General features: G+C 65.6%; 18 protein-coding genes. 7 read left to right on the forward strand and 11 right to left on the reverse strand.

The annotated features are described in order from the left end of the window. Positions 1-5 precede the first annotated feature (5 nt). Positions 6-1,052, reverse strand: coding sequence for a ribosome small subunit-dependent GTPase A (rsgA, locus tag ACFVUS_RS34940; RefSeq protein ID WP_387776595.1), 1,047 nt, complete (start codon positions 1,050-1,052; stop codon positions 6-8). Then, a complete protein-coding gene (gene aroA, locus ACFVUS_RS34945; protein WP_387776598.1) occupies positions 1,013-2,296 on the reverse strand; it encodes a 3-phosphoshikimate 1-carboxyvinyltransferase in 1,284 nt (427 codons plus the stop codon). Before aroA ends, rsgA begins: the two co-directional genes overlap by 40 nt. A 163-nt stretch (positions 2,297-2,459) precedes the next feature. Here aroA and ACFVUS_RS34950 point away from each other — a divergent pair, with 163 nt between their 5' ends. Then, the gene (locus tag ACFVUS_RS34950) at positions 2,460-2,750 is read left to right on the forward strand and encodes a hypothetical protein (protein ID WP_387776601.1); all 291 of its coding nucleotides are present in this window, start codon (positions 2,460-2,462) and stop codon (positions 2,748-2,750) included. A gap of 53 nt (positions 2,751-2,803) precedes the next feature. Here ACFVUS_RS34950 and ACFVUS_RS34955 read toward each other — a convergent pair whose 3' ends face one another. Next, positions 2,804-4,312 carry an aldehyde dehydrogenase family protein gene (locus ACFVUS_RS34955; protein WP_387776604.1) on the reverse strand — a complete coding sequence of 503 codons (1,509 nt, stop codon included), beginning with the start codon at positions 4,310-4,312 and terminating at the stop codon, positions 2,804-2,806. A gap of 169 nt (positions 4,313-4,481) precedes the next feature. Here ACFVUS_RS34955 and ACFVUS_RS34960 point away from each other — a divergent pair, with 169 nt between their 5' ends. Next, complete coding sequence (locus ACFVUS_RS34960) at positions 4,482-5,264, forward strand: SOS response-associated peptidase (protein WP_387776607.1); 783 nt, start codon at positions 4,482-4,484, stop codon at positions 5,262-5,264. A gap of 20 nt (positions 5,265-5,284) precedes the next feature. On the opposite strand, the gene ACFVUS_RS34965 is transcribed toward ACFVUS_RS34960, so the two are convergent. The 4 genes from ACFVUS_RS34965 to ybaK form a co-directional block, all read right to left on the reverse strand. Beyond that, positions 5,285-5,569 (reverse strand): hypothetical protein, encoded by a 285-nt coding sequence (locus ACFVUS_RS34965; RefSeq protein ID WP_375965866.1) that lies wholly within the window; start codon positions 5,567-5,569, stop codon positions 5,285-5,287. A 153-nt stretch (positions 5,570-5,722) separates the two neighbouring features. Further along, complete coding sequence (locus tag ACFVUS_RS34970; protein ID WP_387776610.1) at positions 5,723-7,411, reverse strand: MDR family MFS transporter; 1,689 nt, start codon at positions 7,409-7,411, stop codon at positions 5,723-5,725. Further along, positions 7,408-7,944, reverse strand: a complete 537-nt coding sequence (locus tag ACFVUS_RS34975) for a MarR family winged helix-turn-helix transcriptional regulator (RefSeq protein ID WP_387776613.1) — start codon at positions 7,942-7,944, stop codon at positions 7,408-7,410. Before ACFVUS_RS34975 ends, ACFVUS_RS34970 begins: the two co-directional genes overlap by 4 nt. A gap of 106 nt (positions 7,945-8,050) precedes the next feature. Then, positions 8,051-8,545 carry a Cys-tRNA(Pro) deacylase gene (gene ybaK, locus ACFVUS_RS34980; protein WP_387776616.1) on the reverse strand — a complete coding sequence of 165 codons (495 nt, stop codon included), beginning with the start codon at positions 8,543-8,545 and terminating at the stop codon, positions 8,051-8,053. 167 nt (positions 8,546-8,712) lie between these two features. Here ybaK and ACFVUS_RS34985 point away from each other — a divergent pair, with 167 nt between their 5' ends. Both ACFVUS_RS34985 and rsrA read left to right on the forward strand, forming a co-directional pair. Continuing rightward, the gene (locus tag ACFVUS_RS34985; protein WP_387778496.1) at positions 8,713-9,525 is read left to right on the forward strand and encodes a sigma-70 family RNA polymerase sigma factor; all 813 of its coding nucleotides are present in this window, start codon (positions 8,713-8,715) and stop codon (positions 9,523-9,525) included. 8 nt (positions 9,526-9,533) lie between these two features. Next, positions 9,534-9,800 carry a mycothiol system anti-sigma-R factor gene (rsrA, locus tag ACFVUS_RS34990; RefSeq protein WP_375966466.1) on the forward strand — a complete coding sequence of 89 codons (267 nt, stop codon included), beginning with the start codon at positions 9,534-9,536 and terminating at the stop codon, positions 9,798-9,800. Positions 9,801-9,878: 78 nt separating this feature from the next. Here rsrA and ACFVUS_RS34995 read toward each other — a convergent pair whose 3' ends face one another. Then, the gene (locus ACFVUS_RS34995; protein WP_153805149.1) at positions 9,879-9,953 is read right to left on the reverse strand and encodes a 50S ribosomal protein bL37; all 75 of its coding nucleotides are present in this window, start codon (positions 9,951-9,953) and stop codon (positions 9,879-9,881) included. Positions 9,954-10,043: 90 nt separating this feature from the next. Between ACFVUS_RS34995 and ACFVUS_RS35000 the strand changes: the two genes are divergently transcribed. Both ACFVUS_RS35000 and ACFVUS_RS35005 read left to right on the forward strand, forming a co-directional pair. Continuing rightward, positions 10,044-10,259: a biotin/lipoyl-binding carrier protein gene (locus ACFVUS_RS35000; RefSeq protein WP_387776619.1), complete on the forward strand. Its 216-nt coding sequence runs from the start codon at positions 10,044-10,046 to the stop codon at positions 10,257-10,259. A 106-nt stretch (positions 10,260-10,365) separates the two neighbouring features. Further along, positions 10,366-11,880 (forward strand): sensor histidine kinase, encoded by a 1,515-nt coding sequence (locus ACFVUS_RS35005; protein ID WP_387776622.1) that lies wholly within the window; start codon positions 10,366-10,368, stop codon positions 11,878-11,880. Between the two features lie 280 nt (positions 11,881-12,160). Here ACFVUS_RS35005 and ACFVUS_RS35010 read toward each other — a convergent pair whose 3' ends face one another. Both ACFVUS_RS35010 and ACFVUS_RS35015 read right to left on the reverse strand, forming a co-directional pair. Beyond that, the gene (locus ACFVUS_RS35010; RefSeq protein ID WP_011211115.1) at positions 12,161-12,415 is read right to left on the reverse strand and encodes a WhiB family transcriptional regulator; all 255 of its coding nucleotides are present in this window, start codon (positions 12,413-12,415) and stop codon (positions 12,161-12,163) included. Positions 12,416-12,673: 258 nt separating this feature from the next. After that, on the reverse strand, positions 12,674-13,612 hold the full coding sequence (locus ACFVUS_RS35015; RefSeq protein ID WP_364639535.1) for a diacylglycerol kinase family protein: 939 nt from the start codon (positions 13,610-13,612) through the stop codon (positions 12,674-12,676). Positions 13,613-13,859: 247 nt separating this feature from the next. Between ACFVUS_RS35015 and ACFVUS_RS35020 the strand changes: the two genes are divergently transcribed. After that, complete coding sequence (locus tag ACFVUS_RS35020) at positions 13,860-14,252, forward strand: hypothetical protein (protein WP_387778499.1); 393 nt, start codon at positions 13,860-13,862, stop codon at positions 14,250-14,252. 89 nt (positions 14,253-14,341) lie between these two features. On the opposite strand, the gene ACFVUS_RS35025 is transcribed toward ACFVUS_RS35020, so the two are convergent. Continuing rightward, the gene (locus ACFVUS_RS35025; protein ID WP_387776627.1) at positions 14,342-14,827 is read right to left on the reverse strand and encodes a GNAT family N-acetyltransferase; all 486 of its coding nucleotides are present in this window, start codon (positions 14,825-14,827) and stop codon (positions 14,342-14,344) included. Between the last annotated feature and the right edge of the window lie 4 nt (positions 14,828-14,831).

Genomic DNA, 14,831 nt, shown 5'->3' on the forward strand with positions numbered 1-14,831 from the left:
ACGGCTCAGACCGTCGGCTGCACGCCCTTGAACCACGGATCATTGGTGTTGAGCGCGGTGAGCAGCAGTCGAATCGCCGCCACCCGCGCCTCTTTACCGGGCAGATTGTCCAGCGCGCATTCCGGATCGGCGGGCGGCCCCAGATGGGTGCAGCCGCGCGGGCAATCCTCGATGGCATCGGCCAGATCGGAGAACGCGCCGATCACATCGTCCGGGGTGATGTGCGCGAGACCGAAGGAGCGCACGCCAGGGGTGTCCACCACCCAGCCACCCTCTGCCAGCGCCAGCGCCACGGACTGGGTGGAGGTGTGCCGCCCCTTACCGACTCCGGAGACGACGCCGACGGCCCGATCCGCATCCGGCACAAGACGATTCACCAGCGTGGACTTACCCACCCCGGAGTGCCCGATCAATGCGGTGAGCCGCCCGTTCAACATTTCGAAGACCGGTTCCAGCGGATCCTCGATACCGCCGTACACGATGGTGAGATCCAAATCCTCGAAGGCGGCCGCGAATTCGGAGTCCGCGGCCAGATCGTGTTTGGTCAGGCACAGAATCGGTTGCAGCCCACCGACATACGCGGCCACCATGGCGCGCTCCACGAATCCGGTGCGCGGCGGCGGATCGGCCAGGGCCACCACGATGAACAGCTGTTCGGCATTGGCGACCACGATCCGTTCGAACGGATCGGTGTCATCGGCGGTGCGGCGCAACACCGTTCGCCGATCCGCCACCCGCACGATGCGGGCGAGCGTATCGGGTTTGCCGGACAGATCGCCGACCACATCCACCTGGTCGCCGACCACGATCGGCGTGCGCCCTAATTCGCGGGCGCGCATGGCGACGATCCGGTGGTCCGGATCGTCGGCAAGGACGCAACCCCAGCGGCCGCGGTCGACCGAGACGACCATGGCCGCTTCGGCATCCAGGTGCTGGGGGCGGGTTTTGGTGCGCGGACGTGAGCTCTTGCCCGGTCGGATCCGGACATCGGACTCGTCGTACTCGCGGCGCTTCAGCGGACCGCCTCCGGTCCGTCGAGCATGGTGCTCCACAGTTCGACGAAGTTCGGCAGCGTCTTGGCGGTGGTGCCGATGTCCTCGATCTCGACGCCCGGCACGACCAGGCCCAGGATCGCGCCGGCGGTGGCCATCCGGTGGTCGGCGTAGGAATGCCACTGGCCGCCGGAAAGCGGTGCGGGCGTGATGGAAAGCCCGTCCTCGGTTTCGGTGACTTTGCCGCCGAGCCGGTTGATCTCGGTGGTGAGCGCCGCCAGCCGATCGGTCTCGTGCCCGCGCAGGTGCGCGATACCGCGCAGCCGGGACGGCGAATCCGCAAGCGCGGCAAGGGCTGCCACGGTCGGGGTGAGTTCGCCGACATCGTGCAGATCGATATCGATGCCCGCCAGGCGATCCGGGCCGTGCACGGTCAGGACCCCGTCGAAGATGCGGCATTCCGCGCCCATGCGCACCAGAATCTCGCGGATCACATCGCCGGGCTGGGTGGTGTAGCGCGGCCAGTGCGGAATGCTCACCTCGCCGCCGGTGACCGCGGCCGCGGCCAGGAACGGGGTGGCATTGGACAGATCGGGTTCGATCTCCCAGTCCACGGCGCGAATCGGCCCGGGGGAGACGGTCCAGGTCTGCGCCTTGCGCGGATCGGCGGGCGCGTCCACCTGCACATCGGCCTCGCGCAGCATCTGCACGGTCATCTCGATATGCGGCATCGAGGGCAGCGCCGCGCCATCGTGATTCACCGTGATGCCCTGTTCGAAGCGTGCCGCCGAGAGCAGCAGCCCGGAGACGAACTGTGACGATCCGGAGGCGTCGATGGTGACCGGTCCGCCGCGCAGCGCGCCGGTCCCGTGCACCACGAAAGGCAGTGCGTTGCCGTCGATATCGACGCCGAGCCCGCGCAGCGCGTCCAGGATGGTGCCGAGCGGGCGGACCCGTGCCTGCTCGTCACCGTCGAACGCGACATCGCCGGTGGCCAGCGCCGCGACCGGCGGCAGGAATCGCATGACCGTTCCGGCCAGCCCGCAATCCACCACCGCGCTGCTGAATTCGGCGGGCGGCGTCACGACGAGGGTTTCGCCCTCGCCCTCGATGCTCGTGCCCATGGCCCGCAGCGCGTCGATCATGAGGTTGGTGTCGCGGCTGCGCAGCGCACCGGTGAGGGTGGACGGCCGATCCGCCAGCGCGGCGAGAATCAGCGCCCGGTTGGTAATGGATTTGGACCCGGGCAGGGTCACCGAAGCGTGGACGGGAGTGCGGACATGGGGCGCGGGCCAGAAAGTCACAACCCCATCCTCCCAAACGATCGACCTCCCGCGGGCCCTCCCCGCCCCTTTCGTCCGGTGCGGCCAGTAGAAATGTCCGATATTTCCGGTATTGCGCGAGCGGGAACCGATGTTCGCCCCGTCATGCTAGCCATATACGTATATGAGTACGTATACTGACCGGGTGATCGATCCCATCAGCCTCCTCATCGGCGCCGGGCTGGTCGGCGGCGGCTGGGCCCTGGGCCGCTTCGGCTCCCGCCCCGCCAAGAAGCCCGCCGTGGCCACCGCGCTCTGCGGCTGCGGCCACGATCTCGCCGTCCACGACCGCGAATCCGCCCAATGTCACGGTGAGACCTTCCGCAACACCGGCGTGGGAATCAAAGCCTGGGTCCCCTGCAACTGCCGCCGCTACACCGGCCCCACCCCGCTCGAGGAATTCTTCACCCCACCCGTCCTCCCACCCACACCCTGATACACCGAATGCCGGTCCCCGCAAGGGAACCGGCATTCAGGAGTGGGCAATTCCTACTTGTTGCGCCCGTGCAGGAACGGCACGATCTTGCGCAGCAGCTTCATGGTGCTGTCGGTGCGGCTGTAGGACAGCAGCGCCATACCCGGAATCGTGAAGCGCTGCACCGCGATCGAGTGCGGGCGGGAGAATTCCAGCAGCCCGGGCGCGCCGTGGATGCGGCCGATGCCGGAATCGCCGACGCCACCGAACGGCAGTCCGGAGATGGCGGCGTAGCTGAGCACCGAATTCACCGATGTGCAGCCGACATTCAGGCGGCGTGCGATCTCCAGTCCGTGCTTGGCCGAGTACACGGCCGAGCCGAGCCCGTACTTGCTCTTATTGGTGAGTTCGACCGCCTCGTCGATGCCGTTCACCGTGCGAATGGTGACGGTCGGCCCGAAGGTCTCCTCGCACACCGCATCCGAGGATTCATCGGTGTCGACCAGGATGACCGGCTCGATGAACGGTCCCTTGATCGATTCGGGTCCGCCGAGCACGGCCGTGCCGCCGTTCTTGATGGCGTCCTCGATATGCCGCCGCACGATATCGATCTGGCTGGGCATGGTCATCGGCCCGTACGAGGCCTTGTCGTCCGAGCCCGGCTTGATATCGGTGAGGATCCGCTTGACCTCGGCGATGAACGGTTCGGCGACCGATTTGTCGACGTACACCCGCTCCACGCCCGCGCAGGTCTGCCCGGAGTTGGCGGTCGCGCCCCACGCCACCGCGTCGGCGGCGGCCTTGATGTCGGCGTCCGCGGCCACGATCACCGCGTCCTTGCCGCCGCATTCCAGCAGCACCGGGGTGAGCGAATCGGCGGCCGAGGCCATGATCTTCTTACCGGTCGCGGTGGAGCCCGTGAACGCCAGTTTGTCGACGCCCGCCCGCACCAGCGCGGCGCCGGTCGCACCGAATCCGTTGATGGTGGTGAACACCCCGTCCGGCAGTTCCGGATTCGCCTCGTTGAACGCGGCGGCCACGAAATTGCCGATGCCCGTGGAGAATTCGCTCGGCTTGAACACAATGGCATTGCCCGCGGCGAGCGCGTAGGCGATGGAGCCGTTGGGCGTGTAGACCGGGTAGTTCCACGGTCCGATGATGCCGACCACGCCCAGCGGACGCTGCTCCAGATGCGCCGCGAAGTTGGCCATCAGCGCACCGGGCGCGACCTTCTTGGGCTTGAGCACCTTCTCGGCGTTGGAGGCCGCCCACTTGATGTGCTCCAGCGCGAGCATGAGCTCGAGGTAGGCGTCATCGAGCGGTTTGCCGTTCTCGGCGTGGATGAGCGCGCAGAGCTCGTCGGATTTCTCGACCAGCTTGCTGCTCCAGCGCAGCAGGTGCCGCTTGCGTTCGCCGAAGCTCAGCGCGCCCCAGGTGGCGGCGGCGGTGCGAGCCTTGGCGACGGCGGCGTGCACCGCGTCTTCATCATCGATCTGGTAGGTGGCGAGAACTTCGCCGGTGGCGGGGTTGACGGAGGTCAGCGAGGCGTCCCGGTCGATCGAGGCGGTATCGGTTGCAGACATGAGTGGCGGCGATCCCTTACGAGAGTGTGATGGGACGAACGTCTCATACGATACAAGTGAAGTCAACCGCCTTCACATGACTCGCGCGAGGTCCGGAAAGGAACCAGGCGGTATTTATCGGGGTGGCGAAGTCTCGAATATGTCGGTCCGCGGTGGCAGCATGGTCATCATGTGCGGCAGATACGCGACAACGACGAATCCCGCCACGCTGGCCGTCGAGCTGGACGCGCTCGACGAGGCCACGCCCGGGACTTCGACCGACCAGGGTTTCAACCCCAACTACAACGTGGCCCCGACCAATCAGGTGCTCACCGTGGTGGAGCGGCACGACCGCGACCATCCCGAGGATCCGGCCACCCTGCGCGTGCGCGCCATGCGCTGGGGTCTGATCCCGCCCTGGAGCAAAGCCGCCGAACCGGGCATCCCCGCCAAGGGCAAACCCCTCTTCAATGCCCGCGCCGACAAGGCCGCCACCACCGCCTCGTTCCGCGATGCGGTGAAGAAGCGGCGCTGCCTGGTCCCGATGGACGGCTGGTACGAGTGGGTCACCGAATCCGAGGGGCCCGGAAAAGCCGTCAAACAGCCATTTTTCATGTCCCGCGCCGATGGCGGCCGCCTCTACATGGCGGGCCTGTGGTCGGTCTGGCGCGATCGCTCGCTCGGCGACGACGCCAAACCCCTGCTCTCCTGCACCATCCTGACCACGGACGCGGTGGGTGATCTGACGAAGATCCACGACCGCATGCCGCTACCCATGCCCCGCGAGCACTGGGCCGCCTGGCTGGACCCGGATCATCCGGCTCCGGAAGAACTCCTGGAAACCCCTGGCGTGGAATCGGTTTCGGACATTCTCATCCGCCCGGTGCCGTCCCTGGTCAACAGCGTCCGCAATAACGGCCCCGAACTATTGGCGCAGGTAGACGAAAAAGCCGGTCAGATCAGCCTGATCTGACCGGCTTGCAGAGGTAGTTGCTACAGGTCGCACTTCACGGCGGGCAGTGCGATGTTCAACCCGCACTTGAGGACTCCGGTGGCGAGGTCGATGACCTTGGTCGTCACCGTGCCGCCGAGTTTGCCCGCCTTCTCCGGCTTCTCGTCCTTCTGCTGCTGGCCGGGTGTGCTCGGATCGGGCCCGAGCGGATAGTTGGGGTTGACCGGCGCGGCGGTGGCCGTCGCCATTGTCATCGGGCCTGCCAGCGCCAAGAGCAGTGCGCCGGATACTGCCACGATGCCGGTGCGAAAACGCTGGTTGGACATAACCGCATCACATCCTCGGGTCGAAACGAACCTGGCGAGATGGGAACCCACGCACTACAAGTAACGCACACATCCGGCCGCTTCCCGTGGAAGGTGACCGGATGTGTGCGTGTCAAAAGTGCTGGTCAAGCGCCCAGCGGTTGATCTTGTCGGCTAGCCGATGGCCTCGACCGCGGCCTCCTCGACCTTCTGCTGCCGGGCCTGGATACCGCCGGCGGTGCGCAATGGCACCTCCTTCCAGAACAGCACCAGCACCATCGCGATGAGCGCCACCGCGGCCGCCGCCAGGAACACCGTGTCCATGGCATTGGCGAAGCCGACCTTGAACGGATGCGCCAGCGTCGGATTCAGCTTCTGAATGATCGAGCTGTCATTGAGCACCTGCGCCGCGGCGGCGTGATCCTGCTTGGCGAGCCCGGTGGACAGCGCCACATCGGCCGGATTGCTGCTGTGCATGCCCTCGGCGATGGCGGCCTGGTACGCCGGAGTCGTTGCCGCGGACTGCAATTCGGTGCTGATATTCGGCCCGACCTGTGAGAACAGGATGGACAGGAACACCGCGACACCGAGCGTGCCGCCGATCTGCCGGAAGAAGGTCGCGGCCGCGGTGGAGACGCCCATATCCTTGGGCGGCAACGCGTTCTGAATCGCCAGCGTCAGCGGCTGCATGAGATTGCCCAGTCCCAGACCGGTGATCAGCATGAACAGCATGGTCACGTACAGGTGCGTGTCGGCGGTGACGAAGTGCAGCAGGAACAGTCCCAGCACCAGCAGTCCGGCGCCGATCGGCGGGAACCACTTGTACCGTCCGGTGCGCGAGATCAATTGTCCCGCAACGATGGACGCGGTCATCATGCCCACCACCAGCGGCAGCATCTGCATACCGGCCAGGGTCGGGCTGGACCCGCGCACCACCTGCAGGTACTGCGGCAGCAGGGTGATGCCGCCGAACATGGCCGAACCGACCACGATCGAGATGACCACGCCGAGTGCGAAGGTCGAGTTCTTGAACATGCGCAGTGGAATCAGCGCGGCGTCACCGAGTTTGGCCTCGATGGCGACGAATCCGATCAGGCCGAGCGCGCCCACCACATAGCAGGTGATGGAATTGACACTGCCCCAACCCCATTCGCGTCCCTGTTCGGCGACCACGAGCAGCGGCACCAGGCCGACGGCCATGGTCAGCACGCCGAACCAGTCGACGGCCACCTTCGGCTTCTCCACCTTGGGCAGCTTCAGCACCCGCGACACCACGGCCAGCGCGATGATGCCCAGCGGCACGTTCACCAGGAACACCCAGCGCCAGCCGGTGATGCCCAGGATGGTGTCCTGTCCGGAGATGATGCCGCCGAGCACCGGCCCGACCACGCTGGAGGTACCGAACACGGCGAGGAAGTAGCCCTGGTAGCGGGCGCGCTCACGCGGCCCGACCATATCGCCGAGGATGGTCAGCGCCAGCGACATCAGGCCGCCCGCGCCCAGGCCCTGGAACGCGCGGAACGCGGCCAGCTCGTACATGGACTGGGAGAACGTGCACAGCAGCGAGCCGACCACGAAGATCGTGATGGCGGCCAGGTAGAACGGCTTGCGGCCGTACATATCCGAGAGCTTGCCGTACAGCGGGGTGGAGAGGGTGGCGGTGATCAGGTATGCCGTGGTCACCCACGCCTGCATCGAATAACCCTGCAGGTCATCGGCGATGGTGCGGATGGAGGTGGACACGATGGTCTGGTCCAGCGCGCCCAGCAGCATGCCGAGCAATAGACCACTGAGCACCACCAGGATTTGCTTATGCGTGAAGCCCGCGGGTGCCGCGGCTTCCGTCTCTGCGGTAGTCGTCACGAATTACTCTCTGCGGAATCGATTTTCGGGAAGAGGGGGGCGCGGGTGGCGAGTTCGGCCAGCATGGTCTGCCGGTTGATCTCGTAGTCGTCCACGAAGCGCTCGAGCAGGTGCGCGAAGGTGTCGCGCTCGGCGGGCTCCCAGGCGCGCAGGATCTGCGTCAGCGATTCATTGCGGCGCATCCGAATCTGCGCGGCGCATTCGCGCCCGAGGTCGGTGACCGCCAGTACGCTGACCCGTCCGTCGGCCGGATCGGCGCGGCGTTCGAGCAGTCCGCGTTTCACCAGGGCCGCGACCTGCCTGCTGATGGTGGAGGCGTCCGAGTACAGGGCCTCGGCCAGTGCGCCCGAGCGCATCGGCCCGTTGTGTAGCAGTTGGAACAGGATGCCGAACGCGGCCGGTTCCACCTCGCCATTGGTGGCGGCGGCGACCTGTGCGTTGGTCTTCTCGCGCAGCCGGGTGAGCCGGGTGAGCTGGTAACCGATGGTGTCGAGCAGGTCGTCGGCGAGCGTAATCGCCGGGTCATCGCTCATCGGGCACCTCCTTGCGCTAAACAACTGCTTGTAGCAATCAACTAGTTGTACTGAGCAAGTATGTGGAGATAGTTGTGTCTTGGCAAGTTTTTTTCGGGAGGGTGTCTCAGCTCACGGCGACGGCCGCGGTCACGGCCCTGGTGAGCCGCACCAGATCGGCGGGCGCGAGCTCGATCTCCAGCCCGCGCTTACCCGCACTGCACAGCACCCGATCGAATCCCAGCGCCGATTCGTCGATCACCGTCGGCAATCGTTTCTTCTGACCCAGCGGCGAAATCCCGCCCAGCACATAGCCTGTCGTGCGTTCGGCCTTCGCCTTATCGGCCATCGCGGCCTTACCACCGCCGAGCGCCCCGGCCGCCGCCTTGAGCGAGAGCTTCGCCGGAACCGGCAGCACCGCGACCGCCAGCCCGCCCGATCCGAGCTCGATCACCAAGGTCTTGAAGATCTGCCCGGCCACCAGTCCGAGCTCCTCGGCGAGCGCGTCCACCGCCTCGGCCCCGTACGAATCACTGCGCGGATCATGCGTATACGCATGCACCCGATGCTCCACCTTCGCCTGCACCAGGGCCTTGATCGCGGGAGTCGACGCAGCTGCCATGCCGTCACCCTAAACAGCCGCGGCCGTGACGCGACACCGGATTTCGCACCGGCGGGAACACGAAGATCTCCCGCCCTGTTGCACGCCATACGCGTCACAGTTGCGCGAGGTTATTCATCACGAAGGAGGAGTCGGTGACCGTTCTGGTCGAAGAACGCCCGGTGCGGATGCTGATCAACATCCCAGCAGACATCGCCCGCCCTGCCGGTTTCCCGGCGCCCGTCCCGCTCGCGGTAGATTCAATTGCTACGGCGATCGAAGGGAACAGCGTGACGAGCGACGACGACAAGGTCGATCGCCTGCCCGATGACGACTCGGAAACTGACGAGGCCATCGACGGCGGCGATTCCGGCCAAGATGACGAGAACCGTGTGCGCAGCACGGAGAGCACCGAGGAGCTCGGCCGCCGATTCGAACGCGACGCGCTGCCGCTGCTGGATCAGCTGTACGGCGCGGCGCTGCGCATGACCCGTAATCCGGCCGATGCCGAGGATCTGGTCCAGGAGACGTTCGCCAAGGCGTACCAGGGTTTCCGCTCGTTCCGCGAGGGCACCAACCTGCGCGCGTGGCTGTACCGCATCCTCACCAACACCTACATCAACTCGTATCGGAAGAAGCAGCGCCAGCCCGCGCAGTATCCGACCGACGAGATCACCGATTGGCAGCTCGCCGCCACGGCGGAGCACACCTCGCAGGGTCTGCGCTCGGCCGAGATGGAGGCCCTCGAGGCGCTGCCGGACGATGAGATCAAGCGCGCTCTACAGGAACTTCCGGAGGAATTCCGCATGGCGGTGTACTACGCCGACGTGGAGGGCTTCCCCTACAAGGAAATCGCCGAGATCATGGGAACCCCCATCGGCACCGTCATGTCCCGCCTGCACCGCGGCCGTAAGCAGCTCAAGGGCCTGCTCGCGGATGTGGCGCGGGAACGCGGATTCAACCGGTCGGGCAATGACGCGCGTCAGGAGGTCACCCAGTGAGCGACGAGATGGATATGGACTGCACGGCGGTACTCGCCGACGTCTGGCTGCTCCTGGACAACGAGTGCGACGAGTCGATCAAGGCCCGCCTGCAGGAGCACATCAACCGGTGTTCCCCCTGCATCGAGGCGTACGGCCTGGAGGAGAAGCTCAAGTCGCTGCTGAACCGCAAGTGCGGCGGCGAGCGCGCCCCCGACTCCCTGCGCGCCCGCCTGACCATGGAGATCCGCACGACCTTCACCCAGGTGGAGACCAGGATCGAACCGGTCGAGTAGTACCCCCGGAAAAAGCATGAGCGGCACACTTCGATGAGAAGTGGTGCCGCTCAGTGCATTTCGAGCTATATAGCCAGCTCAGGCGTTCGGCCGCTTGCCGTGGTTGGCTGCGTTCTTCTTGCGGCCACGCTTCTTACGTCCACGCTTACCCATAGGTAGTCTCCCTTCTGATTGAAGACCATTCTTTCACGTGTGATTGGCTGTACCTTCATCGGATCAGGTCAACGAAAACCGAGGGGCAACATGGCTGAGGAAGTACTCGCGGAGATGGTGTCCACCGTCTTCCAGATCGTCGCGAACGTGGGCGATCAGGTGAAGGAGGGCGACACCCTGGTGATCCTCGAGTCGATGAAGATGGAGATCCCGGTCGTGGCCGAGGCCGAGGGCACCGTGGCATCCATCAACGTCAAGCCCGGCGATGTGATTCAGAAGGATGACCTGATCGCGGTCATCAGCTAGTACCCCCCGGCAACACCTGCGGTACCGCGCGTTCCTGGCGAAAGCGCGAATCCTTAGTTCGGCGTGGGAACATACACCGAGGTTGGGATCTGAGGAGCGTGGGTGAATGTCGACACTGAGCGATCTACTGGCTGAGCACACCGATCTACCGGGTGCGGCGGTCGATCATCTGCAGCGGGTGGTGGGTGACTGGCAGTTACTGGCCGACCTGTCGTTCGCGGACCTGCATCTGTGGGTGGGCACGGGTCCCATCACCGATGGCGCGGATGTGGTGTGTGTCGCCCAGTGCCGCCCCACCACCGCGCCGACCGTGCATCCGGAGGATCTGGTCGGCTCGCTGGCCAACAAGGATGCCTTCCCGCAGATCTTCGAAGCGCTGCTGACCAGCGATATCAACCGGGTGGACACCGACTCCGAGGTGTCCGGCGTCTATCACCCGCATCCGGTGCACGCGATCCGCGAGGCCATTCCGGTCCGCGTCGGCGACGATGTGATCGCCATTCTCGGCCGCGATACCGATGTGCAGCGCCGAAAGATGCGCTCCAGCTTGGAGATCGCGTACATGGCGTGCGCGGATGATCTGTGCCAGATGGTCGCGGATGGCACCTTCCCGGCGCTGGAGGATCGCACCGGGGCGCATTCCAGCCCGCGCGCCGGTGACGGTTTCATTCGTCTCGATACCGACGGCATCGTGGTCTACACCAGCCCGAACGCGCTCTCGGCCTATCACCGCATGGGTTTGCAGAACGATCTGGTCGGCCAGGATCTGGCGTTGACCACGCGCTCGCTCATCACCGATCCGTTCGACGCGCAGGAGGTGGTCGGCGATATCCAGGCCGCGCTGGCCGGAAAGGCCGGGCGCAGAATGGAAGTCGAGGCGCGCGGTGCGACGGTGCTGCTGCGCACACTTGTGCTGCGTCCCAATGGCGAGCTGGCCGGCGCGGCCGTGCTGGTGCGCGATGTGACCGAGGTGAAGCGCCGCGACCGTGCGCTGCTGTCCAAGGACGCGACCATTCGCGAGATCCACCATCGTGTCAAGAACAATCTGCAAACGGTTGCCGCATTGTTGCGGTTGCAGGCCCGTCGCACCGAGAACGAGGAGGCGCGGCTGGCGCTGACCGAATCGGTTCGCCGCGTCACCTCCATTGCCTCTGTGCACGAGATGCTTTCGATGTCGGTGGACGAGGAGGTCGATCTCGACGAAGTCGTGGATCGCCTCTTGCCGATAATGGCCGATGTCGCTACGGTGCACACCGCTCGCATAAAGGTCCGGCGCGCAGGCTCTTTGGGCGTCTTCTCGGCCGAACGCGCAACCCCGCTTGTCATGGTTCTCACCGAATTGGTCCAGAACGCAATCGAACACGCCTTCGACGCGGGTGAGAACGGCACCGTGACGATCCGCTCGGAGCGCTCGGCCCGCTGGCTGGACGTGATCATCAGCGATGACGGCCGCGGCCTGCCCGACGGCTTCAGCCTGGAGGCCTCCGACCGCCTCGGCCTGCAAATCGTGCGAACCCTGGTTACCGCCGAATTGGGCGGTTCCATCGGCCTGCACCCGGGCGCGGACATTGGCACCGACGCCGTTCTCCGCGTCCCCCTGGGCCGCCGTTCAGCCCGCTAGAAACCGGCACACCCGCGCCATTAAATGAGCGCTTCGCCATTAGTGGCGAAGCGCTCATGTCATTCATGAATAGCTGAATCCCACTCAACGGAATTGTTCTTCGGCGAGTCGCAGAGTCGAGGTTTAGTCGCAGCCCAAAGTGCATTTGGGGGTTCGGGGGCGGAGCCCCTGAGACTTAAGAGTCTCGCCTTAGACACTGAAGCCCGGCACCATGCGGTGCCGGGCTGAATTGCGCTGGGCCGCGAGCTGTGCGGCCTAGCGCCAAGTCGTCTAGCTGCTGTTAGACGACGGTGCGGGTACGCGTGCGAGCGTTGCGACGCTTCAGCGCACGACGTTCGTCTTCGCTCATTCCACCCCACACGCCTGCATCCTGACCGGACTTCAGGGCCCAGGAAAGGCAATCGGCGGTGACAGGGCAGCGAGCGCAGACCAGCTTGGCATCGGCAATCTGCGCGAGCGCAGGACCACTGTTACCCACCGGGAAGAACAGCTCGGGGTCCTCGTCGCGACAGATGGCCTTGTGGCGCCAGTCCATTCCTCTGCTCCTTTGCTTGGGCATGCGCATGGCGCTGCCCCTGTGGTTTGTGGTCCGTTCACTTGTGCGACTCGAATGTTTCCGCACGGTTGCTTGTGAATGCTTTCACGAACACCGTAGATGTCAATAGATACCTGGTGCACCGTGGGGAAGCTCACGCTGTAAGACCCCTACAAGGCGGGCCTGCCGAACCATTTCTACTCGGTCGAGCGGGTTTTCGCAGCGCAACCGCAAGGTTTCTCAGGTGTGTCTTACCGGTTAGGGCTTCGGCGCGACCACATCGAGGATATCCGGTGCGGCTGTGAAATTCACCATGTTGCGCCGACCAATGAAGTCACCATCGATTTGCAGTCCGATCGGCTCGGTGGCTTCGATGCGGACGGAGGGGACGTCGTCCTCGCGAAACAATTTGTGTCCCTTGGGATTTCCATCGCTTGCCAGCAACTGGCGGGCAATCATCAGGGTGGGCACGATGCCCATGGTTCGCATGGCAAACACCCCGAGACCCGATTCGAAGGTCGTGCCGGGGTTGGTCCGGACCGGCGTGTTGTCGAGGAAAGTCCATGGGCTGGTGTTGGTCACGAATGCGTAATGCACTTCCGTGACCGGTTCGTGACCCGGAATCTCCAGGCGCACCTGGGGGAGACTGCGTGCGGCCTTGAAGAACTCACGCACCGTGGTGCGCAGATACCGTGCGGGAGTAGCGGCTTTGCCGTTGGCGCGCTTGGCGTCGATGGCCTCGCACACATCGGCGTCCAGGCCGACGCCCGCGCTGAACAGGAACCAGCGATCGTCGGCCAGGCCGAGCCCGATGCGCCGATCCGCGTCCGCCGCCAGCAGATCGATCAACTGGTTCGCCGCGAACACCGGATCCTGTTCGATGCCGAGCGAGCGCGCGAACACATTCGCCGACCCGCCCGGGATCACGCCCAGTCGCGGCAGCCAGTCGCGCTGCGGCTCATGCGGCAGCGGCAGAAAACCGTTCACCGTCTCGTTCACGGTGCCGTCGCCGCCGTGCACCACGATCAGATCCATCCGGGTGTCCGCGGCCCAGCGCGCGAGTTCGGCCGCGTGCCCGCGCCGTTCGGTGTGCACCACGGTCAGCTGCGTGCGGCTTTCGAGTGCGTGGGCGAGCAGATCGCGAGTAGCCGGGGTGGTGGAGGTGGCATTGGGATTCACGATCAGCAGCGTCCGCACCCAAGCAGCCTACTGTGTTCAATTGCACCGCTCCTTCGTCGCGGTGCGGGTTCGCGGCCCCCGAAGGCCCGGTTCTTCCCTCCTCCGTTCAGTCGCTGCGCTCCCTCTCTCCGTCAGTCCAGAACCGGGCCGGGCCGCGAACGAACTGGTGTGTGCCGGAGCCTCATCCGATGATTGCGTGAACTACGGACGGTCGTAGGCTGGGCGGGTGGCTGAGCAGAACGAGACAGGTGCGGGCGCGTCGACGATGGTGCCCGGCACCGTGCGGGTGGCCGGTGCGCTGGTGGCGCTGGAGGGCGCGGCCGGGGTGATCGTGGCGATCGTGCTGATTCTGCGCGCGGCCACCGGGAGTGATCAGCATGTGGTGAACGGGTACGGGACCGCGGCCTGGCTGGTGATTCTGGCGGGCGCGGTGCTGGCGGCCGGGCTCGGACTGTTCCGGGGTAAGCGGTGGGGGCGGGCCATCGCGGTGATCGCGAATCTGCTGTTGCTGCCGCCGGCCTGGTACATGATCACCTCGCATCAGGTGCCGCTGGGCATCCTGTTCGGCGTGATCGCGCTGGGTGCGCTCGGTGCGCTGTTCGCGCCCGCGTCGAGTCGGTGGATGGCGGCCGGGTACGACACCCTGGACGACGAGTAGGTCAATCGTCCAGGAGTGCCGCGTAAGCCCCGCTGATCACGCCGCAGCCGCGTTTTCGAGCGCTCGCCGACCCGATGTTCCGGATCGGCTCAGTCGTCGGCGTGCGCGGCCAGCCGGGCGAGCGCGCCGCCGGTGAGCCGGTACCCGGTCCACTCGTCCTGCGCGACCGCGCCGATCGATCGGTAGAAATTGATCGACGGCTCATTCCAGTCCAGCACCGCCCAGTCGACCCGGGAGTACCCCTGTTCGACGGCCTCGCGGGCCAGCGCCGCCAGCAGATCCCGGCCCAGGCCGAGCCCGCGCGTCTCCGGCTTGACGTACAGATCCTCCAGATAGATCCCGTGCACGCCGGTCCAGGTGCTGTAGTTCAGGAACCAGATCGCGCAGCCCGCCACACCCATATCGCCCGGGCCCTCGGCCACATGCGCGAAGACCGCCGGGTTCGGGCCGAAAAGCGCTGTGCGCAGCTGCTCTTCGGTGAGCGTGCACTCGTCGCGCAGCTTCTCGTATTCGGCGAGGTCGTAGACGAGTCCCACCAGGGCCGGGATATCGGCGGGTGTGGCGCGGCGGATCATGCGA

Origin of the sequence: Nocardia sp. NPDC058058 (assembly GCF_042885355.1) — a bacterium.
Taxonomy (GTDB): Bacteria; Actinomycetota; Actinomycetes; order Mycobacteriales; family Mycobacteriaceae; genus Nocardia.

Bases quoted from the DNA above. Each gene is read 5' to 3' on its own strand.
- ACFVUS_RS34955 (WP_387776604.1), bottom strand. From the start codon at position 4,312: ATGTCTGCAACCGATACCGCCTCGATCGACCGGGACGCCTCGCTGACC.
- ACFVUS_RS34960 (WP_387776607.1), top strand. From the start codon at position 4,482: ATGTGCGGCAGATACGCGACAACGACGAATCCCGCCACGCTGGCCGTC.
- ACFVUS_RS34965 (WP_375965866.1), bottom strand. From the start codon at position 5,569: ATGTCCAACCAGCGTTTTCGCACCGGCATCGTGGCAGTATCCGGCGCA.
- ACFVUS_RS34975 (WP_387776613.1), bottom strand. From the start codon at position 7,944: ATGAGCGATGACCCGGCGATTACGCTCGCCGACGACCTGCTCGACACC.
- ybaK (WP_387776616.1), bottom strand. From the start codon at position 8,545: ATGGCAGCTGCGTCGACTCCCGCGATCAAGGCCCTGGTGCAGGCGAAG.
- ACFVUS_RS34985 (WP_387778496.1), top strand. From the start codon at position 8,713: ATGCTGATCAACATCCCAGCAGACATCGCCCGCCCTGCCGGTTTCCCG.
- rsrA (WP_375966466.1), top strand. From the start codon at position 9,534: ATGGATATGGACTGCACGGCGGTACTCGCCGACGTCTGGCTGCTCCTG.
- ACFVUS_RS35000 (WP_387776619.1), top strand. From the start codon at position 10,044: ATGGCTGAGGAAGTACTCGCGGAGATGGTGTCCACCGTCTTCCAGATC.
- ACFVUS_RS35005 (WP_387776622.1), top strand. From the start codon at position 10,366: ATGTCGACACTGAGCGATCTACTGGCTGAGCACACCGATCTACCGGGT.
- ACFVUS_RS35010 (WP_011211115.1), bottom strand. From the start codon at position 12,415: ATGGACTGGCGCCACAAGGCCATCTGTCGCGACGAGGACCCCGAGCTG.
- ACFVUS_RS35020 (WP_387778499.1), top strand. From the start codon at position 13,860: ATGGTGCCCGGCACCGTGCGGGTGGCCGGTGCGCTGGTGGCGCTGGAG.
- ACFVUS_RS35025 (WP_387776627.1), bottom strand. From the start codon at position 14,827: ATGATCCGCCGCGCCACACCCGCCGATATCCCGGCCCTGGTGGGACTC.